Annotated in this window: 22 protein-coding genes and 1 pseudogene; 9 read left to right on the forward strand and 14 right to left on the reverse strand. The window is 38.1% G+C overall.

Going from position 1 to position 24,871, the window contains the following annotated elements:
* Positions 1-38 precede the first annotated feature (38 nt).
* Together arsB and B494_RS0102735 are read right to left on the reverse strand one after the other, a co-directional pair.
* Complete coding sequence (gene arsB, locus B494_RS0102730; RefSeq protein ID WP_017470829.1) at positions 39-1,085, reverse strand: ACR3 family arsenite efflux transporter; 1,047 nt, start codon at positions 1,083-1,085, stop codon at positions 39-41.
* Positions 1,086-1,102: 17 nt separating this feature from the next.
* Positions 1,103-1,447, reverse strand: coding sequence for an ArsR/SmtB family transcription factor (locus tag B494_RS0102735; RefSeq protein ID WP_017470830.1), 345 nt, complete (start codon positions 1,445-1,447; stop codon positions 1,103-1,105).
* A 506-nt stretch (positions 1,448-1,953) separates the two neighbouring features.
* Between B494_RS0102735 and trhA the strand changes: the two genes are divergently transcribed.
* Positions 1,954-2,604 (forward strand): PAQR family membrane homeostasis protein TrhA, encoded by a 651-nt coding sequence (gene trhA / locus B494_RS0102740; RefSeq protein WP_017470831.1) that lies wholly within the window; start codon positions 1,954-1,956, stop codon positions 2,602-2,604.
* 171 nt (positions 2,605-2,775) lie between these two features.
* On the opposite strand, the gene B494_RS0102745 is transcribed toward trhA, so the two are convergent.
* The 4 genes from B494_RS0102745 to B494_RS0102760 form a co-directional block, all read right to left on the reverse strand.
* Positions 2,776-3,897: a DEAD/DEAH box helicase gene (locus B494_RS0102745; protein ID WP_017470832.1), complete on the reverse strand. Its 1,122-nt coding sequence runs from the start codon at positions 3,895-3,897 to the stop codon at positions 2,776-2,778.
* 71 nt (positions 3,898-3,968) lie between these two features.
* Positions 3,969-4,679 (reverse strand): P-II family nitrogen regulator, encoded by a 711-nt coding sequence (locus B494_RS0102750; protein WP_017470833.1) that lies wholly within the window; start codon positions 4,677-4,679, stop codon positions 3,969-3,971.
* 2 nt (positions 4,680-4,681) lie between these two features.
* Complete coding sequence (locus tag B494_RS0102755) at positions 4,682-5,404, reverse strand: DUF1538 domain-containing protein (protein WP_017470834.1); 723 nt, start codon at positions 5,402-5,404, stop codon at positions 4,682-4,684.
* Positions 5,401-6,093 carry a DUF1538 domain-containing protein gene (locus tag B494_RS0102760; protein WP_017470835.1) on the reverse strand — a complete coding sequence of 231 codons (693 nt, stop codon included), beginning with the start codon at positions 6,091-6,093 and terminating at the stop codon, positions 5,401-5,403. Before B494_RS0102760 ends, B494_RS0102755 begins: the two co-directional genes overlap by 4 nt.
* Positions 6,094-6,579: 486 nt before the next feature.
* On the opposite strand from B494_RS0102760, the gene B494_RS0102765 reads away from it, so the two are divergent.
* Both B494_RS0102765 and B494_RS0102770 read left to right on the forward strand, forming a co-directional pair.
* Positions 6,580-8,229: a PTS transporter subunit IIBC gene (locus B494_RS0102765; RefSeq protein WP_017470836.1), complete on the forward strand. Its 1,650-nt coding sequence runs from the start codon at positions 6,580-6,582 to the stop codon at positions 8,227-8,229.
* 3 nt (positions 8,230-8,232) lie between these two features.
* Positions 8,233-9,030, forward strand: a complete 798-nt coding sequence (locus B494_RS0102770; RefSeq protein ID WP_017470837.1) for an endonuclease/exonuclease/phosphatase family protein — start codon at positions 8,233-8,235, stop codon at positions 9,028-9,030.
* A 97-nt stretch (positions 9,031-9,127) separates the two neighbouring features.
* Here the strand turns inward: B494_RS0102770 and B494_RS0102775 are convergent, their stop codons facing one another.
* The gene (locus tag B494_RS0102775; protein ID WP_017470838.1) at positions 9,128-10,057 is read right to left on the reverse strand and encodes an LCP family glycopolymer transferase; all 930 of its coding nucleotides are present in this window, start codon (positions 10,055-10,057) and stop codon (positions 9,128-9,130) included.
* A 349-nt stretch (positions 10,058-10,406) separates the two neighbouring features.
* On the opposite strand from B494_RS0102775, the gene B494_RS21120 reads away from it, so the two are divergent.
* Entirely contained in the window at positions 10,407-10,562 is a 156-nt protein-coding gene (locus B494_RS21120; RefSeq protein ID WP_017470839.1) for a DcrB/PsbP domain-containing protein, read from the forward strand.
* A 126-nt stretch (positions 10,563-10,688) separates the two neighbouring features.
* Here the strand turns inward: B494_RS21120 and B494_RS0102785 are convergent, their stop codons facing one another.
* Positions 10,689-12,617 carry an IS1182 family transposase gene (locus B494_RS0102785; protein WP_017470840.1) on the reverse strand — a complete coding sequence of 643 codons (1,929 nt, stop codon included), beginning with the start codon at positions 12,615-12,617 and terminating at the stop codon, positions 10,689-10,691.
* Between the two features lie 150 nt (positions 12,618-12,767).
* Positions 12,768-13,649 (reverse strand): ATP-grasp domain-containing protein, encoded by an 882-nt coding sequence (locus tag B494_RS0102790; protein ID WP_017470841.1) that lies wholly within the window; start codon positions 13,647-13,649, stop codon positions 12,768-12,770.
* Positions 13,650-13,818: 169 nt separating this feature from the next.
* Here B494_RS0102790 and B494_RS0102795 point away from each other — a divergent pair, with 169 nt between their 5' ends.
* Positions 13,819-15,600, forward strand: a complete 1,782-nt coding sequence (locus B494_RS0102795; protein ID WP_017470842.1) for a methyl-accepting chemotaxis protein — start codon at positions 13,819-13,821, stop codon at positions 15,598-15,600.
* A 562-nt stretch (positions 15,601-16,162) separates the two neighbouring features.
* Here the strand turns inward: B494_RS0102795 and B494_RS0102805 are convergent.
* Genes B494_RS0102805 through nikC form a run of 4 tightly spaced genes read right to left on the reverse strand, consistent with a single transcriptional unit; the run spans position 16,163 to position 20,086 of the window.
* Positions 16,163-17,179: an ABC transporter ATP-binding protein gene (locus tag B494_RS0102805; RefSeq protein WP_017470844.1), complete on the reverse strand. Its 1,017-nt coding sequence runs from the start codon at positions 17,177-17,179 to the stop codon at positions 16,163-16,165.
* Positions 17,160-18,206, reverse strand: a complete 1,047-nt coding sequence (locus B494_RS0102810; protein ID WP_017470845.1) for an ABC transporter ATP-binding protein — start codon at positions 18,204-18,206, stop codon at positions 17,160-17,162. Before B494_RS0102810 ends, B494_RS0102805 begins: the two co-directional genes overlap by 20 nt.
* Before the next feature lie 24 nt (positions 18,207-18,230).
* Complete coding sequence (locus tag B494_RS0102815) at positions 18,231-19,172, reverse strand: ABC transporter permease (RefSeq protein WP_017470846.1); 942 nt, start codon at positions 19,170-19,172, stop codon at positions 18,231-18,233.
* A gap of 17 nt (positions 19,173-19,189) precedes the next feature.
* The gene (nikC, locus tag B494_RS0102820; RefSeq protein ID WP_017470847.1) at positions 19,190-20,086 is read right to left on the reverse strand and encodes a nickel transporter permease; all 897 of its coding nucleotides are present in this window, start codon (positions 20,084-20,086) and stop codon (positions 19,190-19,192) included.
* A gap of 606 nt (positions 20,087-20,692) precedes the next feature.
* On the opposite strand from nikC, the gene B494_RS0102825 reads away from it, so the two are divergent.
* Positions 20,693-22,312: a glutathione ABC transporter substrate-binding protein gene (locus tag B494_RS0102825; protein ID WP_017470848.1), complete on the forward strand. Its 1,620-nt coding sequence runs from the start codon at positions 20,693-20,695 to the stop codon at positions 22,310-22,312.
* A 109-nt stretch (positions 22,313-22,421) separates the two neighbouring features.
* Here B494_RS0102825 and B494_RS0102830 read toward each other — a convergent pair whose 3' ends face one another.
* Positions 22,422-23,207, reverse strand: coding sequence for an IclR family transcriptional regulator (locus B494_RS0102830; RefSeq protein WP_017470849.1), 786 nt, complete (start codon positions 23,205-23,207; stop codon positions 22,422-22,424).
* 42 nt (positions 23,208-23,249) lie between these two features.
* On the opposite strand from B494_RS0102830, the pseudogene B494_RS21555 reads away from it, so the two are divergent.
* From B494_RS21555 to B494_RS18860, 3 genes and pseudogenes are all read left to right on the forward strand, one after another.
* Positions 23,250-23,810, forward strand: a pseudogene (locus tag B494_RS21555) (EAL domain-containing protein); the annotation flags it as partial.
* Positions 23,793-24,332, forward strand: coding sequence for a PilZ domain-containing protein (locus tag B494_RS21560; RefSeq protein ID WP_277422584.1), 540 nt, complete (start codon positions 23,793-23,795; stop codon positions 24,330-24,332). The pseudogene B494_RS21555 and the gene B494_RS21560, both read left to right, overlap by 18 nt.
* A 165-nt stretch (positions 24,333-24,497) precedes the next feature.
* Positions 24,498-24,871 (forward strand): transposase (locus tag B494_RS18860; protein ID WP_206536213.1); only part of this gene is annotated, 374 nt, incomplete at its 3' end.

Genomic DNA, 24,871 nt, shown 5'->3' on the forward strand with positions numbered 1-24,871 from the left:
TCACCCTCTTTCCATGCTTATTCTAAATCAACTTTACTTTAGCCGTCGAACCAATGTCTAGTGTGATTGGCAATTTTAACAAGAAATAGCATGACGGGAACTTCGACAATAATCCCGACCGTTACAGCTAATGCTACGGGAGAAGTCACACCAAATAGCGCAATCGCCACAGCTACTGATAATTCAAAAAAGTTAGAAGCACCAATCATCCCAGCAGGTGCAGCTATATCATGTGTCAGCCTTAACTTCTTTGATGCATAGTAAGCAATAAAGAAGATTAGGAATGTTTGAATAATTAAGGGTACGGCGATTAAGCCAATATGGGCTGTGTTTGCTAGAATTGTTTCGCCTTGGAATGAAAAAATGATTAATAATGTCAAAAGCAAACCGATCGTCGTCGTCTGATTAAACTTAGGTAAAAATTGTTGTTCAAAATAATCAATCCCCTTTTTATTGACCATCATTACGCGTGTTGCCAGGCCTGCTGCTAGCGGAATAACAACAAACAAAACAATCGATAAAATTAATGTATCCCATGGGACAGAAACACCCGTCACACCAAGTAATAGAGCAACAATAGGTGTATATGCAAATAAAACAATTAAATCATTGGTCGCCACTTGAACAACCGTATAAGCTGGGTTTCCACGGGTTAAATGGCTCCAAACAAATACCATCGCAGTACAGGGTGCTGCACCTAGAATAACTGCACCAGCTAAATAATCCTGAGCTAAGTTATCTGAAATAAATGGACTAAAGACAACATAAAAGAAGAATGCCGAAATACCGTACATCGTAAAAGGCTTGATCAACCAGTTAACCACCCAAGTAACATATAAACCTTTACGATCACGACTAACATGTTTTACACTCTTAAAATCAACTTTCATCATCATTGGGTAAATCATCACCCATATCAAAATCGCAATCGGAATTGAAATTTCCGCATATTCAAATTGACTAAGAAAATCCGGAATGGCTGGTATAAAGCGGGCAATGAGTACACCACCAACCATACATAACAACACCCACACCGTTAAATATCTTTCAAAAAAGCTAATACCTGAAAGCTTCTTCTTATCCATAAAATCACTCCTTCTTGTTACTGACAATTTATACGCTTGCCTGATTCAATCAACTGCTGAATTTTATCATCCTGTGGTTCTACTTCTGCTAAAATGAGTTTAATAAGCGGGTGGGCTGGATGCTTAGCACTAAGTGCATAGAATATCCACTGTCCACTTCTTTCTTCTCGAACAATTCCAGCATCACGAAGCTTTCTTAAATGCTGACTAATCGCAGGTTGACTCATTTGAAAAATATCAACAAACTCACAAACACAGCAAGCATTGGTTTCAAGTAATTTCAGCATCGTTAGCCGTGTTTTATCACTAAGTAATTTCAGCAAAAGTGCCGTTTGCTCAATATCGATTGCAACTTTTTCCATTATCTAACCCCCTCATATAAATTGCATAGACTTTTTTTAACTCAATAACTCAACTTTCGCCCACTGAAAATAGTCCTTCAACCTTGATCGTATTCAATAGACTCGGTATTCAATATCCTTGTTAACTTTACTTCTGCATGGTTGTACCGCATGCGACCTTCTCATACGATTAGAACGTTATTTCATTCTGAAAAGCGGAACATATCTCACCTGCGAGTCTAAAATTAAAGTTTTGACAACACCGTTGCTTTCACTGCTAAGGGAAGCTTCCACAGGAGTCACCACCATCTGTTCTAGGTAACACTAAGTGTAAAGATGAGCTGAGCAACTGAATATAATCATATAACGATATACTTATATAATCAAGTGCTTATATAAAATCTTTACAGTCATTTAACACTCTAAAAACTTGCATTCTTAATTTAGACTGTTCATAATAACATATAAAGGTAGAATCCCCTTAGTGGATGTTCGTACACAATTAAAGATTGAAAGAGGTTATCAAGATGGGGAAAACACATCGCTTCACATTAGGAGAAGAAATTGCCAATGCAATCACACACGGGATTGGTACGTTATTAAGTATTGCAGGACTTGTACTGCTCATTATCTTTTCAGCATTACATGGATCAGCTTGGCATGTTGTTAGTTTTATCATCTTTGGGGTGACGATGGTTTTTTTATATACATCGTCAACATTATTACATAGCTTGCCTGAAGGACGGGCTAAAGCTGTTTTTGAAATTTTAGATCATTCATCGATCTATTTCTTTATCGCTGGATCTTACACCCCTTTTATGTTAATAATTGTTCGTGGCACCATGGGATGGACGCTGTTCGGTCTGGTATGGGCTCTAGCAATCGGTGGTACCATCTTTAAAGTATTCTTTGTTAGACGTTTCGTGCTCGTGTCAACGATACTTTACGTTCTAATGGGGTGGCTAATTATTATTAGTTGGCCTTCATTAGTTATGAACTTCTCGGCGACAGGGGTGACATTACTTGTCCTAGGTGGTATTCTCTATACGTTCGGCGCCATTTTTTATGTGTGGCGCGGCTTCAAGTTTCACCATATGGTATGGCATCTATTTGTATTAGCCGGAACGATCACGCATTTTTTTGCGGTTTTACTCCACGTACTGCCAGTCAAAGTCTAAGTTAACTTAAAAGATTCCCATTAGCAAAAATAAAGCAGTAGCGCCCAAACATACTAAGAGTAGTATGTTTGGGCGCTACTTATGATCAGCCATGTTTTCTTTATAAGTCTGGACGGTTATCTGTGATAAAGATAGCGCTATAGCATGTTCTTTTCATCAGCCTGACGCTCATTACTGACTCACACGTTGGCCCTTCATCAATTGAACACGATTTAATACTAAATTCAACTGACTTGTCAGCTTCTTCAGTTGCTTTAACTCGTTTGCTGTGATAATCGATAAAACTTCTCCACCTTCTGATCCCAGCCGACCCGTTCGCCCTGCTCGATGTACATATTGGTCAACCTCTCGTGGCACATCTAGCTGAATAACCGTATGTAAATGTTTTATATCTAATCCACGTGCCGCCACATCTGTTGCCAAAAGCACATCTAACTCCCCTTGATTAAATGCTCGAATCGCCTTTTCACGTAACTGTTTAGTCACCTCACCATGTAATGATGCAACTTTTAAACGGTGATGTGTTAATTTTTCAAAAAAAACATTTAAATCGCTAATGTCTTTAAAGAAAACAAGCGGTTGAATCGATTCATTTCGAATTAACTTTCTCAATATGTCAACCTTTTCTCTCACTTCACAAATCAGGTATTGGTGAGTGACTTCAGGTGTACCTGCATCTTCTCGATCTATATGAACAACCTTTGGCTGATCGACATACTTGCCAATGCTGTCAATAAACGCATCAGATATTGTCGCAGAAAACACAGCCCGCTGTGATGCTTTGGGGGCAGATTTGATAATCCGTTCAATCGTGTTTTCATGTTCAGTAGTCATAAATTGATCTGCTTCGTCTAAGATAATGGCTTTAACTTGATGCATCTTCAATTTTTTTTGCTGAACAAGCTCCAAAATACGTCCAGGTGTGCCAACGACGAGTTGGGGTTTCTTTTTTAACTTTTCAATTTGACGTTTGATATTGGCACCACCAATTAAAGCAAGGGTATTGAGATGACTATCTAAAGTAAAAGTTTGCACAACGCGATAAATTTGCATGACCAATTCATGTGAAGAAGCAAGGATTAGTACTTGCATTTGTTTTTGTTCTGGATCTAGTTTTTCTAACATAGGCAATAAGTAAGCTAATGTCTTACCACTCCCAGTCGGTGAAGAAGCAATCACATGATGATCAGCTAATAATAATGGCATCACACTTTCCTGAATCGGCGTCATCGCTTGATAGCCTTGATTCTGCCACGCTTGCTTAATAAAAGTTTGGAAGTTATCAATTTGCATAAGTGTTCTCCTTTATTGTAAATATTGCTAAGACAGTATAACATAGTATTTCTTTAACGTATGAATCGATTCTACACTAATGAATCATTAAATAAGTGATTTATACCAATTGTTTTCTCTACCTCTAATACAAATGCGATCCCTTTTCCAGGTTGTTTTAAACCGACATCTTCATTGATAACACGCAAGACTTCTGCTGTCTTTTTGCGGTCAATTAAAGTCAGCACCAACTCTTTCTCAGGTTCTATCATAATGTTAAATAATTTCGCCTTTTCGTGGATACCCGTACCACGTCCATGGATAATCGTGCCGCCATCTGCACCTGCACGCTTTGTAGCATCAACAACTTCTTCTGAATCGCCATTATTAACGATGGTTACAATAAGGTCATGCTCTATCTCTCGTTCACTCATATCTTTGATATCCTCCTCTCGACTACAATCGACAATTTGATCACCTAATAGATGCGAAATACCTAAGACTTTCTTGATATCAATAACGATAGCAATCCCTGGCGTCTTCTTGTCTAACTTAGCTGTTGATTCAATAGCTGTTAATACATCTGCATATATCATTTCTGATATAAGGGTAAAGATCACTTCACGCTCTCTGTTTACCGGGATTCCTAAAAAACGTTTCCGCTCTTTGAGACGTAAACCCGTCCCTTGTACGATCGTTCCACCTTCAGCACCCGCCAACCTCGAGGCATGAACAACTTTTTTCGCTTCTTCCTTCTTCACAATTGTTATAATTAACTTATGATCTTGAATGCGTCCAAACAATCCTATCGACCTCCCGTCTGCTGAAATAACTTACCAAGTATCAATACAGAGAGTATCGGCGCTAATGCAACTAATGCAATCATACCAAATCCATCAATTAAAGGATCACGCCCTTCTGTTACCGAAGCGATCCCCACAAACATCGCTAGCATAAAAGTAGCAATCATCGGCCCTGTGACAATTCCACCTGAATCAAAGGCGATCGCAGTAAATAATTTACTTGAACCTCTAGCCAGCATAAAAGCGAACAAATACCCCGGCAGGACATAGTACCAAATCGAAAAACCAACTAATACTTTGACCATCGATAAAGCAATCGATAGACCGACACCTGTCGAAATTGTATATAGCAAGAGTTTTTTTGGTATGTACCCTCCTGAGACTTTGTCAACTTGATGGATTAAGACTGTTACTGCTGGCTCTGCATAAGCAGCAAAAAAACCAAGTACAAAACCGATCGGAACAAGTAACCATATCTGGTCTAGCTGTCCCATCTGTTCACCCATCAGCTCACCAATAGGTAAGAAACCAACATTGACGCCCTGTAGAAATAGCGATAAACCGAGATAGGTTAATGCAAACCCGACTAAAATATCGACGACTTTTCTTGCTTTTAGCTTTAAGAAAAACAATTGGAATATACAAAAAAATAGCAAAAGCGGTATTAAGGCTAAGGCTACTTCAAATAAAACAGTAGTAAAACCGCTCCATATCGCATCACTCATCCATACACCGCCCCTAACAGCAACACTGAAATAACAGGGCCAATAGACGCAAGCGCAATAAGACCAAAACCATCTCCAGTCCGAGCTCGACTACGTAAGACAGAAGACACACCGGTACCTAATGCAAGAATAAACGGAACAGCCATTGGTCCCGTTGTTGCACCTCCTGCATCAAGTGAAATTGGAACAAAAGTCGCCGGCGTAAACAAAGCCAATATAAAGATTAAGCTATAGCCAACAGCCAATAACTTAATTAGAGATATGTTAAAAATAATTCTCGCAAGTGCTAGCGAAACAAACACCCCAACACCTATTGCAACTGCACCAACAAGTATGGTTGCTGGCACCTCACCACCAGAAACAAAATCAATTTGACTGCTAAGCACCTGTACACCAGGTTCAGCCATTGTAACAGCAAATCCTAATAAAAAACCAAACAGCAAAATTAGGCTTAACTTCTGCGTTTTGGATAATGAAGAACCAATCATTTCACCTACAGGCGATAAACCCACCTGAACACCAAGTAAGAATAAAAAAATACCGATACTTGCTAATAATGCCCCAGCAATAAAACGCCAAAAAATTTCAATTGGCATTGAAACAAGCGTAAACTGTAGAATTGTAATTATGATAGTAAGCGGCAATATTGAACCTAGAACTTCAAAGAACGTCTCCTTTAAGCTTTCCATTCGATAACCCCTCTCACTAATCAGTATAACAATTATCTTAGGCAAAAGCGATGAAATCAGATAGCATCATTACTTTGTTAGTGTAACCATCTTCTAAACGTTTAGATTAAAAAGTGCTTTCAGCTCGTCATCCTCCCTCTTATTAGCACCATCTGTAAAACGCCATCCAAAAAAAGAAAGCAGAGCTGATCTATATAGGTGTGAGCTAACGGACACTACTCTCCTGCTTCACTTAACGACTACGCAGTGCGAGAAGAACGAAAACATTCCCTTATTGCAGCTTCATATTATTATGGAATATCAACGCTAGCTACATGATAAACAGCACTTTTTGTTGAGCAAACGCTTTCTCTAATTATTTAATTTTGACAAAATCATTTTATGCTCAACAAAAAAATACATTGAAAACGTTTAATTTATAGATTATAATACTTATAGATTTTAAGTGCAATCGTTAGCACAAATTTTAATGTTAGGGGTTTTACTATGAAAAAATTTGGATCTTTTGACTTCTGGCAAAAGCTCGGTAAGGTGTTGCTTGTTGTCGTTGCGGTCATGCCAGCTGCTGGTATTATGATCTCTTTAGGTAAAGTCGTTTCGATGTCTGGAGGTGATATCTCATTCATTTTAGCGATCGGACGTGTCATGGAAGAAATGGGATGGGCAATTATTGGTAACTTGCATATCTTATTTGCTGTTGCAATTGGCGGATCATGGGCAAAGGAGCGTGCCGGAGGAGCATTTGCCGCTCTACTTTCATTTATTTTAATTAATCGAATAACTGGGGCAATCTTCGGTGTCAATGCTGATATGGTTAATGATGCAGAGGCCACCATCAATTCTTTGCTTGGTCATGAACTTATTGTATCCGATTACTTTACCCTCATATTGGAAGCGCCTGCATTAAATATGGGGGTGTTTGTTGGTATTATTTCAGGATTTATTGGGGCACTTGTATTTAATAAGTATTATAACTTTAATAAGTTACCACAAGCATTAGCATTCTTTAATGGAAAGCGCTTCGTTCCTTTTGTTGTCATTTTTTGGTCTGTGTTAATAGCCTTTGGATTAGCAATTGTTTGGCCATTTATTCAGGGACTTCTTAATAATTTCGGTCAATGGATCGCCGGTTCACGCGATAGTGCACCGATTGTTGCACCGTTTGTGTTTGGTACGCTTGAGCGATTGTTGCTACCATTCGGTTTGCATCATATGTTAACCGTACCTATTAACTACACAGAATTAGGCGGCATCTATACCATTTTAACGGGAAGTAATGCTGGTTCTGCCGTAGCAGGGCAAGATCCCTTATGGCTTGCTTGGGTATCAGACTTAAATAATTTAAGAGGGGCTGGTGATACAGCGGGATATGAAACGTTATTAAATGAAGTCACTCCAGCCCGCTTTAAAGTAGGGCAAATGATTTTAAGTTCTTCGACATTAATGGCGGCTGCGCTTGCTATGTATAAAAATGTTGACCCAGCAAAAAGAACGAAGTATAAATCAATGTTCTTATCAGCTGGATTGGCTGTATTCTTAACAGGCGTAACTGAACCCATTGAATTTATGTTTATGTTTGCAGCTCCACTACTATACGGTATATATGCTGTGATTGCTGGTCTAGCTTTTGCTATGGCTGATATTATTAATTTACGTATTCACACCTTTGGAAATATCGAATTTTTAACACGTTTGCCAATGACGATAAACGCTGGTTTAGTAATGGATTTAATTAACTTCCTTTTAGTTAATGTTGCATTTTTCTTCTTAACCTACTTTATCTTCAGTTATATGATTAAAAAATTCAATATCCCAACCCCTGGTAGGGCTGGAAACTATACGGACGAGGAAAGCAATGATAATCAAAATGAAATCTCAAACAAAGCTGATAAAACCAATCGTACAGCAGCTGAAATTGTAACGTTGTTAGGTGGCGAAACCAATATTGTTGAGGTAGATGCTTGCATGACCAGACTGCGCGTAACGGTTAAAGACCGTGAGCATGTTGCTGATGAAAAAGCTTGGAAACGAAATGGCGCATTAGGCCTTGTTCTTAAAGATAAAGGGGTGCAAATTATATACGGCCCTAAGGCTGATATCTTAAAATCAGAAGTTCAAGACTACCTTGGTGATTAAGACGTGAAGCTATTAACGTTAAACACTCACAGTTGGCAAGAGAATAATCAGCAACAAAAAATAGAAACACTCGCTAATGTTATAGTCGAACAGCAATACGATGTCATCGCTATCCAAGAGGTCAGTCAATTGATTCACTCAACTCCTTTAGGAGAAAACCCAACGATCCATCAAGATAATTATGGCTACTTACTACTCAATGAACTAAGGGCATTAGGCTGTGATGATTATCGGTTTTGTTGGGCCTTTGCCCACATAGGTTATGATATTTTTGAAGAAGGAGTAGCGATTTTAACAAAGCATCCAATCATCAGCCAAGAAATGATTACGTTAACAAATCAGGCAGACTCAAACTCTTGGAAGAGTCGTGTTGCGCTAAAATTAACTCTATCATACGATGAGATGATGATTGATGTTTATTCCTGTCATTTAGGTTTTTGGGAAGATGCAGAGGAGCCATCAAAACTGCAATTCAAACAATTACTGGCCTCCACTACACATGAACGGCTAACCTTTTTACTCGGTGATTTTAATAGTGAAGCGAGCAAAAAGAATCAAGGTTACAGCCTCATGAAAAAGCAGGGTTGGTTTGACACCTATCTATTAGCGAATAAAAAAGATCAAGGCACAACGGTTTCAGGTGCAATAGCTGGCTGGAGCCAAAATCATAAAGACAAACGGATTGATTATATCTTTACAAACCAAAAATTAGATGTTATTCAATCTCAAACTATATTTAACGGGATTAACGAACCCATTATATCTGACCATTTTGGAATTCATGTTAACATTAATCTGTAAGTGACAGATTATGCTTTCCTTCCATATATCGTTATATTTACTTTGGACATCATTGCAATTTAAAAACGGATTGCTAGTTACAGCAATCCGTTTTTTATTAAGATTCAATCATTTCTCGCACCTTAATGATCTCCTCGTCAGGGACAAGATAATAATAAATATTATTAATCATCGTTCCAGAGCCTTGTATTTGATAGCTTTCAAAATTACGGCGGGTATTTCGATAATGCTGAAGTAATGTTAACATATCATTAAACTCTAAATTTGTACCCATATTGTTCCCTAGAATGTCTGTGAATTCTACAATTCGAGTAGCGTTAGAGATCGTTGCACCTTCATTAATAATTCCCTCAATTACTTTCCGTTGCCTTTCGGTTCGACCAAAGTCCCCGTCCGGATCTTGCTTTCGCATGCGAACATAGTTCATCGTCATATCGCCATTGAGATCAATTGGACCAAGTGGAAATTGGTAGCCACCTTGACTAAATTCAAGCTCATTATTGATTGTAATCGTACCTAACTCATCAACAAGTTCCTCTAACCCTTCCATATTAATACGTACAAAAAAATCAAGATCAATGCCTAGAAAGTTTTCAACTGTCTCAATTGCCATATCAGGACCACCAAAAGCAAAGGCATGATTAATCTTATCTTCCGTCCCCCGTCCAATGATCGTGGTACGTGTATCACGTGGAATGCTTACTAATGTCATTTCGTCAGTCTCAGGTTTTAGCGACATGACCATCATCGCATCAGAACGACCCGATTCCTCAGAATCCGCATCAATACCCAATAATAATATATTTAAATTTTCTCTATCGTCTAACTTTTTTTGCGTTAAATTGGAATCGATGGCTGAAACAGATTCATACATTTTGCCATCTACATTATTTTTAACACCAAAAAAAACATAGGCAGCATAAGAGCCGATTGATACGATTAAAATAAGTAAAATGATAAGCGGTGTTAATATCCACCAGTTCCGTTTCTTCTTGCCTTTTCTATTACGCTGTTTATTCGGATTCATTCCCATCGTCCTATCTATAAGAAATTAAAAAAGATACTCTATGTAAGTATATCAAAAAAGCTAAAATGTACAAGGTAATCAACAAATTTCATGCAAAATATGACAAAATATTCAACTTCACTTAACAGTGATCAATCCAACAGCTAGGTTTTGAATTTATTTCTATTTTGAGGGGGATGTTTTACGGACGCTTATCTGTCATAAACAACAGACACTAAATCGCGTAAGCGTTAATATTTCAATTATTACAATTATTTTACACCTTAATTAAATCACATGTGTGTAGGGTTATTATGTTTTATCCCAGGGTAGAGAATAGTGTACTACTTATAAAGGAGGAAAATCTTTTATGAAAAAATTATTAAGTGTTTTCGGTATAACATTCGTTTCACTTGGATTATTAGCGGCTTGTGATGGAGACATGGAAGATCCCGTTGAAGATCCTGCAGTAGATGAACCAGCCGAAGACCCTGCTGTTGACCAAGATGTTGACGAAGGATTGTAAGTACTTGCTTTAGCTTGTGATAGACTGAAAAATTTCAAATAAAATTAAACTTTTATTCTCAAGGAGGAACAAATCATGAAAAAATTATTTAAACTCTCAATCGCATCACTACTATCAGTAGGTATTCTAGCCGCATGTAACGGGGAGGTTGACGATCCACCAGCTGAAGATCCAGTTGAAGACCCTGTCGAAGAACCCGCTGATGACCCGATCGATGATCCAATCGAAGAGCCTGGCGATGACCCAGCCGATGATCCAATTGAAGAGTCTGGCAACGATCCGGCCGATGACCCAATCGATGAACCTGGCGATGATCCAATTGACGATCCTGATATGGATGAAGACTTGGAAGATGAAGAACAGTAAAAATATATTTAGAGGCTGGGACATAACTAGCCTAAAATGAAAGAAAAAGCATTTGATCACCGATTCTTGGTGATCAAATGCTTTTTTGTCCTTGCCTTTTGAATTGTTTGGGGATTGGCTGTTGTCCGAGGCAGTGTATTTCCTCAAATTCACTGCCATGAACGCGAAGCCCATTTCATTTTTCACCTTTTCGTTTCCTCTTACGGAGAATCGGGTGAACGCCAAATTAGCCTTCAAGAATCCGAAGACTGGCTCTACATCAATCTTTCGCTTGCCGTAGATTTCACCCGTTTTCTCTTCTGAAAGCTTTTCTCGAATATAGGCTTTTTGGTTCTCCCATGTTTCATTAATATACAGTCTCCGGTTATTTCCTTCTTTCGCTTTTGTACACCGGTCACGCAGTGGGCAGCCAGAACAATCTTCACATTCATAGGTTTTGAAATGACGTATGAATCCATATCTATCTTTTCTTGTTGAAGGATGACAGAACGAGAGCGTGCGATCGTTCGGACAAGTAAATGTATCTGTTTCCTCATCATATGCCCAATTGGCTGTATTCAAAGGGTTATTCTTAACCTTCTTTTTCTTCTCTTTCCGATATTGGTTGTAGGTGATCAAAGGGGAGCGATCTCTATTATTCACGACATCCATGTAATTCTGTTCACTGCCATAGCCGGCATCCGCTACAATATATTCGGGAAGATCGAAAAAGTCTTTTTCGATTGTATCCAGGAAAGGAATGAAGGTGCGTGTATCCGTCGGATTTGGAAAAATATCATAAGCAAGCGCATACTGGCCTTCGGTTGCCAGTTGCACATTGTAGCCGGCCTTAAGCTGTCCATTTTTCATATGGTCGTCTTTCATGCGCATAAAGGTGGCGTCATGGTCCGTCTTAGAATAGCTGTTTCGGCCGTCAAAAATCTCCATATCCACACGGTATTTCTCTTTGCGTTGTAAAAAATTTTGGAACTGTTTGCGATACTGCTTTGGTTCCTTGCGCTCCGAGCGTAACTCTTTTCGTACAGCAGCATCCTCACTTGCTTCAATTTTCTCATCATATGCCTGGACTGTTTCATCCAGGTTTTCAATAATGCTGGATAGCTCTTGTTCAGAAAGTGCGTCCCAACTTTCCCTTTCTAGCTCTGGGATAATCTCTTTTTCCAGAAGCTCTTCGTACATACGATTCGACCGTTCCACCAAACTGGCACTGTATCCTTCGACCGACTTTTTCCAGACGAATGTGTACTTGTTCGCGTTCGCCTCAAGTTTTGTTCCGTCTATAAAAATGGCTTCTTCCTCAATTTGTTTCTCCTCAACCAGTTTACAGCGGAACTGTACAAAGCACTGACGCAACAGTTCATTCACCTCAGGATGAACCCGGAAACGATTGATCGTACGATAGCTTGGCTCATAACCCTGGGCCAGCCACATCATACGCACACTGTCCTTCAGTAGCCCTTCTATCTTTCTTCCGGAGAACACAGACTGGGTATAGGCACACAGAATAATCTTCAACATCATGCGTGGATGGTACGCTGGGCAGCCTGTTGCACGCAAAAAGCCTGCGAAGGCTTCTTCAGGAATCGACTCCGTGAGCTCATTCACAGCGTAAGCAATATCATTTTCCTGCAATTTCATCTCCATATCGAGCGGTAAAACAACCTGATTTATGTTATAATCTTTAAACATAGGGAGACCTCCTTTGGATTAGGTTGTGGTGACTTTAATTCTAACAGAAGGTTTCCCTATTTTCCTGTCTAAAACATCAAAAAAAACGGATCTGAAGGAGATTTCTTCAGAATCCGTTTTTTTCTTTTAGTGGGTTTTGTCCCAGCCTCTTTATTTGGCTATAATATGTTGAAAAATATAATTTGATACATCAACACCTGTGCAGTCATAAATATTTTTAATATGTGCGTTGGAATTCACTTCACAGATGATGGGATCACCTGTATCATCAATCAGAAGATCAACCCCTGAGAAATCTGCCTTAACTGCTTGCGATGCTTTCACAGCTAAATCCAGAAATGACTGTCTCGGCTCTACTTGATGCATCTTACCTCCACTTGTTACATTTGCCCTAAAATCATGTTCTGAAATACGTTTCATTGCAGCGACTACTTGATTACCTACCACGTGAAGACGAATATCTTGCCCTTTACTCGATTGAATATATTGTTGATAAAGGTGTGATGTATGAAGTAGCTGTCTAGCCTTTTCTTCAAGCTGAATACGGTTTTCAATCAAGTAAACTTGTTCACCGAACGAACCGTATGCTTCCTTAATAATAAGCGGATACCATAGTTCATCCTCAATATAATTTAAAAACTGCTGATCTATTTCCTGTTTATCTTGAAATAGCATCGGAGCAAATATAGTTTTAGGCTGTGGAAGTTCGTGGATAGCTAAACATTGATGCATGAAGATTTTACTATCACACAATTCAATTGTTTTAGCTTTATTAAAAACAGGGATAGCTAATTGCTCTAAATGTTGTGCTAGTCGAATATCCTTATCTAAAAACAAAACAAAGTCAGGTCGATTGCTTTTATTTGCTAAACTTAGTTTATTTTGATCAACGCCAATATAGAGATCAAGATTTGATACAGGTTCGAGCTTTATATTAAACATCTTTGCTGTCTCAATATACCATTGATGAATGTCATTGAATTTCTGATTATTGATACCACCGTTATAAATAAGCCACGCTTTATAAAGCAAATAATCATCTCCTAAGTCTACTATCTTTAATAGTATAATACTTTAGTCACTATTTTTCGTGCTTTTTTTATTTTTTTTTCAAAAAATCAGACTATTGTTCTACATATTTTAGCGAAAAGTACGAAAATAATGAAAAGAGAGAAAAAAGCAAGACGAAGGAGATGTAAAAATGAATAAATTTACAAAAATTAAGTTTTTATTACCTTTTTTTATGATTACACTATTGATTGTACCTGTTGTTACTTCTGGGATCTTTTCTTACCAGAACACAGCCATTGTTGAACGTGCAACCATTGAAAAAGCTGAGCTAGAGGCATTAGGCGCAAAGTATAAAAATGCTTTTGCAGAATATGAAGCATTAATTGAAGCTTTCAGTCAACAAGAAGACTTTCAATTTGAAACGATTGATACTAACGTTGATGGCGATGCTGATTTATCAAATATGCCGACAGCTAACCACCCGAGTCTCACCCATTATTATAAAGATCTACTAAGTGAGATAGCCAGTGACGACGCTTATATTTTAAACTTGTTTATCGGGACAAGAGATGGGGCACTTTATTTAGATAATCTCCCAGACGTCGATTTGAAGGGCTATGATCCACGAGAAACCGAATGGTATCAACTAGCCTACGACGCTGAAGATGAAACGATTTGGACATCACCGTATATTGACACCGCAACAGGTCAACCTGTTATTACAGCGGCTAGAAGAATTAGTAATGAACAAGGGGACATTATTGGTGTAGTAGGTCTGGATTTTGATATGGCTCATTTAGCCGGTATGGTAAGAAGAGATATTTTAAGAGATACGATCATTATTACGCTTATCTCCTTAATCATCGGATTAGCGATTGTCTTTTATTTTGTTCGAGGCATGTTATTCAACCTTCATACGATTCGCAGTGAAATGGATCGTGTCGCCAATGGGGATCTCTCCGGTCAAGACGTGCAGACACGCGGGAACAATGAATTTAATGACTTAGCTAGCTCCGTCAATCAAATGCGAAAAAACTTAGCGACGATTGTCAATCGCGTAAAGACAGCAACAAATAAAGTCTCAAATCAAAGCCAAGTCCTATCTCAGGCCTCCGGTCAAGTCAAAGAAGGTAGTGAACAAATCGCCACAACAATGGGCGAGCTCTCTTCTGGTAGTGAGGAACAAGCGAACAGCGCCTCTGAACTTGCAACCATGATGGAACGATACAGTGAAAATGTTAAGAAAGCAAACAACAGCTCTAACCATATTTCCAAAGGAACAAATGAAGTAGTAAATTTAAGTGATGAAGGAACGAAACAAATCAACCAATCCGTTACACAGATGCAAAATATCAATCATATCGTTAAAGATTCCTTCACTAAAGTAAAAGGTTTAGATCAAAAGTCACAAGAAATAGGAAAAATTGTGACTGTTATTAAAGAAATTGCTGAGCAGACGAATTTATTAGCACTCAATGCCGCTATTGAAGCAGCCAGAGCAGGCGAGGAAGGAAAAGGTTTTGCAGTCGTTGCAGATGAAGTTAGAAAACTGGCTGAACAAGTTAGCCAATCTGTCTCCGATATTTCAGGTATTGTCCATACGATTCAATCCGAATCAACAGATGTAGCAAAATCATTAGAAGAAGGCTCACAAGAAGTCGATTTAGGTTCTAATCAAATTGAACAAACTGGTCAAGCTTTTAATAAAATTAACCACGCCATTTCAGACATGGTTCGTAGCGTACAATCTATCGTTGGTGACCTTACAGACATCGCCAATGACACAGAAAATATGAGTCGTTCAGTCGATGAGATTGCTTCCGTTTCTGAAGAATCTGCTGCTGCAGTAGAAGAGACTACGGCTTCTGCGGAAGAAACAAGCACCTCTATGGACAATGTTGCAAAAAGTGCTGAAGAGCTAGCCGAACTATCCGCTATTTTAGAAGAAGAAATTAATCGATTTACACTTTAAAAGCTTATCTAAGAAAAACTACCCTTCAACGAATGGAGTAATTTTTCTTAGACTTAGCACTTTTAAGTTTTTACTGTTTGTATTACAGATAACCATCCGTAAAACGCCTACTTTAAAATACAAAGTAGCGCCCATTTATTTAGGTGGGCGCTACTTTCCTGTGTTTGATGAAATAAAATAATGTCGATATTTAAATGATGACACCATTCTCAAAACAAACATCTAAGGCTGAAAGGCGCTGAGCAGAGGGAATATGCGAGACTCCTGCAGGAACAGCACGAGCTGAAGATCAACTTGGTAAAGTGATCTTCTTTTCCAAGTTAGCTGAAGCCGTGCCTGCGGAAAGCGAGTATATTTCCTCTGTGGTTCAAGCATCATTCTGTCATCCTTTAACGATGTTGAAATGAAGATCAAACGATCACTTGAAACATAGAATTGAAACATGACATTCATAAGTTTTTTTACTCACCAACGTCATTTATGTACAACCTCATTTTATATTTTCCTTAATCGGTTAAAAACAATACCCTGACAAGCTAGAAAGCTTGTCAGGGTATTTAAATTAATATTTAGCCGTATGTGTACCTGCTTCAATTTCTTTTTGATAGTGGCACGCCGCCATATGTTCCTCTTTCATGTAGTCTTCACTACGCAGTTCTGGCACATCCACTTTGCATTTATCGGTTGCAAATGGACAACGTGTATGGAATCGACATCCAGTCGGTGGATCGATTGGCGAAGGGACATCCCCTTGCAAAATGACACGCTCTTTTTTATGCTCAGGTTCCGGATCAGGGACGGGAATGGCTGATAAAAGGGCTTTTGTGTAAGGATGTTGTGGATTGTCAAAAATTGAATTTGTATCACCAATTTCAACAATCTTTCCTAAATACATGACGATAACACGATCAGAAATATGACGAACCACCCCTAAATCATGGGCAATGAACAAATAAGTTAAACTAAATTCTCGTTGTAACTTTTTCATTAAGTTAATGACTTGTGCTTGGATAGATACATCAAGAGCAGATACAGCTTCGTCAGCAATAATCAATTTAGGATCAACAGATAGCGCTCTTGCGATACCAATCCGTTGCCGCTGCCCACCGCTAAATTCATGCGGAAAACGGTCGGCTTGGTGTGCACCTAGCCCAACGGTTTCCATAAGTTCAGCGATTTTCTTGCCGCGTTCAGCTTTTGGAACAACGTTTTGAATATCTAATGCTTCTTCTAAAATTTGTCTTACTGTTTGACGCGGATTAATCGAAGCGTATGGATCTTGAAAGATCACTTGCAGATCTTTCCGCTTTTTACGCATCTTTTTCTTACTTAAAGCGAGTAAGTCCTCACCATCAAATTCTACTTCACCACTTGTCGGTTCATCTAACCGTAAAATTGCTCGTCCTGTCGTAGATTTACCACAACCTGACTCACCTACAACACTAACGGTTTCACCTTCATAAACATTAAAGCTAACACCATCCACAGCTTTTACATGGTTAACGGTGCGACCCAACATCCCACCTTTTATTGGGAAATATTGCTTTAAGTCTTTTACTTTAAGAAGTTCTTTTGCCATTAACATTCACCTCCGGATCGCCATCCCATTCGTCTGTGTAGATCCAACAACGGATCTGATTTCCATCTTCACTTTGCTCTAAATGAGGTAAACGTTCTTGGCAAATATCACTAGCAAACGGACACCTTGGAGCAAAACGACAACCTTCAGGGATCTGATCTGGTGCAGGTACAGAACCTTGAATAACCGTTAAATCTTCCTCACCTAAATCAATATCGTGTCGAGGTAAAGAATTTAATAAGCCTACTGTATACGGATGTTTTGGATTTTTAAAAAGATCTTTAACTGTTGCATACTCTACCACCTTACCCATGTACATAACAGCAACATAATCACATGTTTCAGCAACAACACCTAAATCATGGGTAATCATAATGGTTGACATACCTAAACGATCTTGTAATTCTTCCATCAATTCAAGAATTTGAGCTTGAATCGTTACATCTAATGCAGTTGTCGGCTCATCAGCAATTAACAATTCAGGATCACAGGCAAGCGCCATCGCAATCATAACCCGCTGTCGCATTCCACCGGAAAGCTCATGAGGGTATTGCTTCACCCGTTGCTTTGGCGAGGGAATGCCAACTAATTCTAGCATCTCTACTGAACGTAACATCGCTTCTTTTTTACTCATATTTTGATGAATAATAAAAGCCTCACTTATTTGTTGCCCTACAGTGTAAACGGGGTTTAATGACGTCATTGGTTCTTGAAAAATCATTGATATTTCATTACCGCGTATTTGCCGCATCTGACTTTCTGTTTTATCAAGGAGATTTTCACCTTTAAAGATGATCTCTCCCCCCTTTATTTTACCAGGATTTTTAATTAAGCGTAAAATGGAAAGGGAGGTTATACTTTTTCCAGAACCTGATTCGCCTACGATACCTAAGGTTTTCCCTTTAGGTACAGCAAAATTAACGCCATCAACTGCTTTAACTTCAAACTTTTCAGTAAAAAACGACGTTTGAAGGTTACGAACTTCTAGAATCGGTTCTTCTACTAGAATATCAGTTGTTTCAGCCATTATGTTCACACCTTTCCTTTCCTATTAATTAAGATCAATTCGTTTATTTAAAAATTTATATAGTACATCTACGATAATATTTACAAAAACAAACAATAAAGCAAAAATCAATACGCCACCTTGGACAATAGGGAAATCTCGCGCTCGAATTGAATCGACCATTAATCTTCCTAAACCATTAATCGCAAAAACACTTTCTGTTAGTACTGCGCCACCAAGAAGTGTACCAAATTGTAAACCTACAACGGTGACAACCGGTATCATTGCATTTTTAAGTGCATGACGATAAATAACGACACGTTCTTTGACACCTTTTGCGCGAGCCGTTCGAATGTAATCTTGATCAATGACTTCAAGCATACTTGAACGAGTCATTCGTGCGATAATTGCTGCACCAGCTGTTCCTAACGTTAAAACAGGTAACACTTGTTGTTGCCATGTTCCCCAGCCTGAAGCAGCAAACCAGCCGGTATTAATACCGAAAATATCAATACCAATAGCTAAATATTGAATAAGCATTAAACCTAACCAGAAATTAGGTAATGATAAACCAAACAAAGCGACGATCATAACAAAGGAGTCTGCTAAACCACCCCGTCGAACTGCTGCAAATACGCCGGCAATTAGCCCAATAAAAACGGATAAAATCGTACTATATACAGCGAGCTCTATCGTTGGTCTTAAGCGAAGAAAAACTTCATTAGAAACAGCTCGACCACTTCTAATAGAATTACCTAAATCACCTGTAACTACCCCTCTGATATAATCAAAATATTGAACGGGTAATGGATCATTTAAACCTAGACGGTCCCTCATTAATTCAATTTGATCAGGAGATGCACTTTCACCTGCCATTATTTGAGCTGGATCACCAGGAATGAGGTGCATCATACTAAATGTTAAAATCGTTACACCAATTAAAACGGGTATCGTCTGAATAATACGACGTACGATAAATGTAAACAATGTTTTGTACCTCTTTTCTAGTTTTTCATTTTTGGATCTAATGCATCACGCAAGCCATCTCCGAATAGGTTGAATGCGAGTACAACGACGACAATCGCTATACCTGGTATGGTTGCAACATGTGGAGCATCCCACATATAATTTCGACCATCACTTAGCATTGCGCCCCATTCAGGTGTTGGTGGCTGTGCCCCCATTCCAATAAATGAGAGACCACTTGCTGTTAAAATAGACGTGGCAATACTTAGCGTAGCTTGAACAATGATAGGCGATGTCACATTAGGCAAGATATGAAGGAAAATAATTCTTGCATCATTAGCACCTAGAGCTCGAATCGCATCGATATACTCTAATTTTCTTACTGCAAGTGTTGATCCCCGAACAATCCGTGCAAAAACGGGAATCGAGAAGATCCCGACAGCAATAATGAGGTTCTCTGTGCTGCTTCCTAGTACACTAACAATCGCCAGTGCTAACAAAATACCTGGGAATGCAAGCAAAATATCCATTAAGCGCATAATGACAGTATCTATTTTACCACCGTAATAACCTGAGATAATTCCAAGTACAACACCGATTGTCGTTCCAATCAAAACCGAAAAGAAACCAACATATAATGTAATACTCATACCATGAATAATACGACTGAAAATGTCTCGTCCGAGGTGATCCGTACCAAACCAGTGCTCAGAAGATGGTGTGGCAAGTTTATTTACCGTATTTTGGGTATTTGGAGAAAATGGTGTGAAATGTGGTCCGATGAAAGCAATCAGAATAAATAAAATAATCAATATTCCACCGATAACAGCTGATTTATTTTTGATTAATTTCTTCCACAAGTTTGTCAATTTAACCAAAGTTGGATTTGGAGCCGTTTTAGGTATCACTGCACCAGTATTAACTTCTTCCCTCATAATTAAATTCCTTTCTCTTTTCTTTTTTGTATAAATGGTCACACTACGCTTCAAATCAAACAAACGCTTTAATCGTAAATACAACCATTATTAAAATTAGGAAACATTCAGCTTGCAAAAAATAAGCTCAATTAACTACAACATGTAATTATAGCATGGATTTAAAAATATACAATATGAAGAATCTGACAGCTCCTAATGTCAATAAAGACTACTATATCGTAAGCATCAATGTGTTTAATGGCTTGATCTTTCGAAAAAGAAGCCTTTGTCTTTAAACTGTTATAATTGGATATACGTATTCAATTTTAAAACGATAAGCTTATTTTTTGAAAACTAAACAGCTACAATCCACAATTTTGTCATACCCTTCTACATTTTTCAACAATTTAATAAAAAATCGAAAAATTAAATTAACTCTTAATATTTCGAATTATATAACTATAATTCTCGAAGTCAAGAGAACAACTACTAATCATCATAATACTAGATGAAAGATTGTAAATTGATAAATTTTTTAGATAATTTAGACTTGTGTTATTTTTTAATCTGTTGTATAGTAAAAACAGTTTTCACCATACAGATTAAAAAAGGGGAGTGTAAGTTTTGAAACAATTTAAGAAATCCATTCTACTTCTGCTATTACTTGTTGCATCCGCTTTATTTATTGTGGCATGTGGTACAGATACAGATGATGATGCACAAGAGCCTGCTGAAGACCCAGCTGGCGAAGAAGCTGACCAACTAACAGCTGAAGGTGGCGACCTTGTTATTGCCCAATTATCAGATGCCGTTGCACTAGATCCACACGGTTCAAATGATACACCTTCAAGTAACGTTGCTTATAACATCTACGAAGCATTGGTTGTTCAAGATGAGAACATGGATCTTCAACCCGGTCTAGCGACAGAATGGGAAATGGTTGACGATCTAACATGGGAATTCACTTTGCGTGAAGGCATTACATTCCACGATGGTTCTGAATTTAACGCTGATGTTGTCAAAGCAAATATTGATCGTATATTGGATGAAGCGATTGCTTCACCACGTTCTTTCTTATATGATATGATTACTGACGTTGTTGTCGTTGATGAGTATACCGTTCAATTTGAAACAGAGTATTCATTTGCACCATTACCTGCACACTTAGCACATAATGGTGGGGGTATGATTTCAGCTGATTTAATTGAAGCTGATTACGAAGCAATGGAAAATGGCGAAGAGCCGGGTAGCGTAATCAACGATGGCCCTATTGGTACAGGTCCATTCGTTTTCGAAAGTTGGACACCAGGTAGCGAAATCGTTCTTCATAGAAACGATGACTACTGGGGTGAAAATGCCCATTTAGATTCGATTACGTTTAAAGTTGTTCCTGAAGATTCAACACGTATTGCTGAATTAGAAACAGAAGCTGCACACATCTCAGATCCATTAAGCCCATCTGATGTGGCACGTGTCGAAAGTTCAGATGGTATGCACGTTAATCGTCAACCATCTGTATCATTATCATACATTGGATTTAATGCGGAGAAAGAACCTTTTGATGATCCATTGGTTCGTCAAGCGATCTCTATGGCGATTGACAAAGATGCGATTATCGATGGCATTTTCGATGGTGCAGGTATCCCAGCGATTGGACCAATTGCACCTGATGTATTCGGTTATGACGATTCGATCTCAGGATTAGAATATAATGTTGAAGAAGCTCAGGCTTTACTTGCTGAAGCAGGTTATGAAGATGGCTTTTCTACCACATTATGGACTAATGACAACCGTGAGCGTGTTGATATGGCAACTTACGTTCAAGCAGAACTTGCAGAAATCGGTATCGATGTCGATATTGAAATCGTTGAGTGGGGTGCTTACTTAGAAAATACTGCTGCTGGTGAACATGATATGTTTGTTCTTGGTTGGACAACAGTAACCGGTGATGCTGACTATGGTATGTATCCATTATTCCACACTGATAACTTCGGTGAGCCTGGTAACCGTACATTCTTAGATAATGAAGAATTGGATGAGTTACTAATCGAGGCGCGTCAGAACCCAGACGAAGACGAACGTCTAGCTTTATATCGTGAAGCGCAGGAAATCCTTGTTGAAGAAGCACCAATGCTCTATATTCACCACCAAGAATTCCTTCTTGGTGTAAGTGATAAAGTTCAAGGTTTCTGGCAACATCCAACCCAAATATTAATGTTAAAAGATGTTAGACTAGCTCAATAATATGATTACAAAACAAATCAGATGCATGCATTGCATCTGATTTGTTTTTTTATTATGGTAAGAGAAAGCGAAGTGTTTTGCCGAAGTGGTTCTACAAGCTAAAATATTGCTACTCGGATTTTACTTCTTTTATTTTTGTCCCGCTCTCTAAGTTAATCCCATCAAAACGGTATATAGCGACTTGTACGCTTATAGTTTTTAATTGTTCTACATAAAATTTAGTTTCATATTGAAGCATTTGATACTTTGGCCCCACTATACTTAAAGCAGCTACCACTTCTTGTTCAACGTTTATAATTGGCACAGCGTAACTTAACACGCCATCACGACTCTTATCTTCACCAACTGCATACCCCTTACTTTTAATTTGTTTAAGTTGTTCTAAAAAGATGATCTTCGTCAAATTGTGTTTCTTTAGGACACGATCTGAGAGATAATCGGCGATAACTCGATCACGCAATGACGAATTTAAGTGTGTTAACATAACCTTCGCTCCTGCATCAGTTAAAAAAGATAATCTTTCCCCCACTGTTATCGTTACATTTAATGTGTGAAAACCTCGAAAGCTTTGGACACAAACGTGGTCCGTTCCCGATAGATGACTAAGAACAACACTCTCATTCAAACGATCTCTTAACTGCTCCATGAACGGCGATATGAATGTTGGTAATCGGTTGTCCTCGTTTACGATAGTAGCCAGTTGTAAGAATCGATTTCCTAGTCGGTAATAATTATCGGATGGTTCTATTAAATAGCCTTCTTCTTTTAATAACTTTACATGTCGATACAATGAGCTTTTAGGGTAGGATAGTTGTTCAACCATGTCGTCAATCTTTAATTTTCTTTGTTGCATTGAAAATAGAATTAGTATGTTTAATGTTTTTCCCGCACTCATTTTCAAACCACCTTTTTTGATAACAAGTTCGTTGTTTCACCTAGTGATTTTATACCATTAGCAGAAGAAAATAATTTAATTGACGACATTACAGATTGGGTCATTAAAGAAGCCATTCAACAATTATCAAAATGGAAACTAGCTAACTTACCATTACGACCGATATCAATCAATATTCCGCCCTCACGTTTTTTAAAAGCGGACATTGTTCCTTTAATTAATCAATTACTTATACAAGCTAACATTCCAGCCACTTACATAGAATTAGAAATTACAGAGCGTACACTCATTAAAGACGTTCATGCCGTCATTGAAACCATTAAAAAATTAAAGAACCTGGGTATAACGATTGCCCTCGATGATTTTGGGACCGGTTATTCATCATTAAAATATTTAAGAACTTTCCATATCGATGTATTAAAGATTGATCAATTATTTATTCGTAATATTGAAAAATCGAATAATAAAGATGCGGCTATTATATCTGGGATTCTTCATTTAACTAAATCAATCGGGGTAAAAGTAGTGGCTGAAGGGGTAGAAACTTACGCACAGTATCAATTCCTTAAGCAGAAAGAGTGTGATTTGATTCAAGGTTATATTTTTTCAAAGCCTGTCCCTGTCGAAAAAATTGAACCGATCATTAAAAAAGGAAAATTAACCTTACCCATCCATCATACGAGACAAAAACCTGAAATTGAAAAACGGAAATTTTTTAGATGTGAGTTGCCAAATTTTTTAATTGGAGAAATGACGATCATCGAGTTAAATCATCGTCGGCTAAATCTAGGAAGTGCAAAAATTCTAATTGAAAACATTAGTATTGGAGGATTAAAGATCTTATCGTTCTTGGATTTACCTGTTCGATCCAAGCTAAGATTAGCCTTTCATTTTAAACTTGCGGGAGAATCTTTTTATTTAATTGGCGAAATCGTTTGGAAAAATGATACGCTCTTTGATACTGTCTATTACGGCATCGAATTTGCCCATATCAGTGAACAAGAACGGGACATATTAGCATCTATCATTAATAAACTAACCGTAGCTATACGCAACAATAAATCAATTGAAGATGAGCAATTTTTAAACGGGAACCCACATCATTACTTAAAAAAAGAGAAATAGATGACTTAGGGTATGCTCGAACTTTATCTATCTTTGATAAAACAAGGCTCTATACTGAATGTGGTGGTGTCCTCTATCGTGATAGTGTGCAAAAAAACACACTCATTCTCCCTCTCTTTGTTATCCTAAAGTTGTCGAGACAATAGAAAAAGAGAGGGGCTATGAGTGCGGATTCATATGAAATGGAGTAAGAAGTCATTGTGGAAGTCCCCTTATAAATTGTCAGGGAAAGGACGAGAAAAGGTTGAGAAGCTTTTACAAATGGATCCACGCTTAAAAGAAGCGTATGAGTTAAAGAACAAATTAGATGAATGGTTTAAGACAAGTGATGAGAAGACAGCTAGAAAAGGAATGGCGGCATGTCTAGAATGGAAGCGTGCTTCTAACATTAATGCATTTCACCGCGTAAGAAAAACGTTTATACGTTGGAAACAAGCGATCTTACAATCGTTCATGTATCCATTTAATAATGGTTATATCGAAGGCATAAACAATACGATAAAGGTTTTAAAGCGAGACTCTTGGCATCAAAAATTTTC

Source organism: Amphibacillus jilinensis Y1 (assembly GCF_000306965.1).
In the GTDB taxonomy this organism is placed as follows: domain Bacteria; phylum Bacillota; class Bacilli; order Bacillales; family Amphibacillaceae; genus Amphibacillus_C; species Amphibacillus_C jilinensis.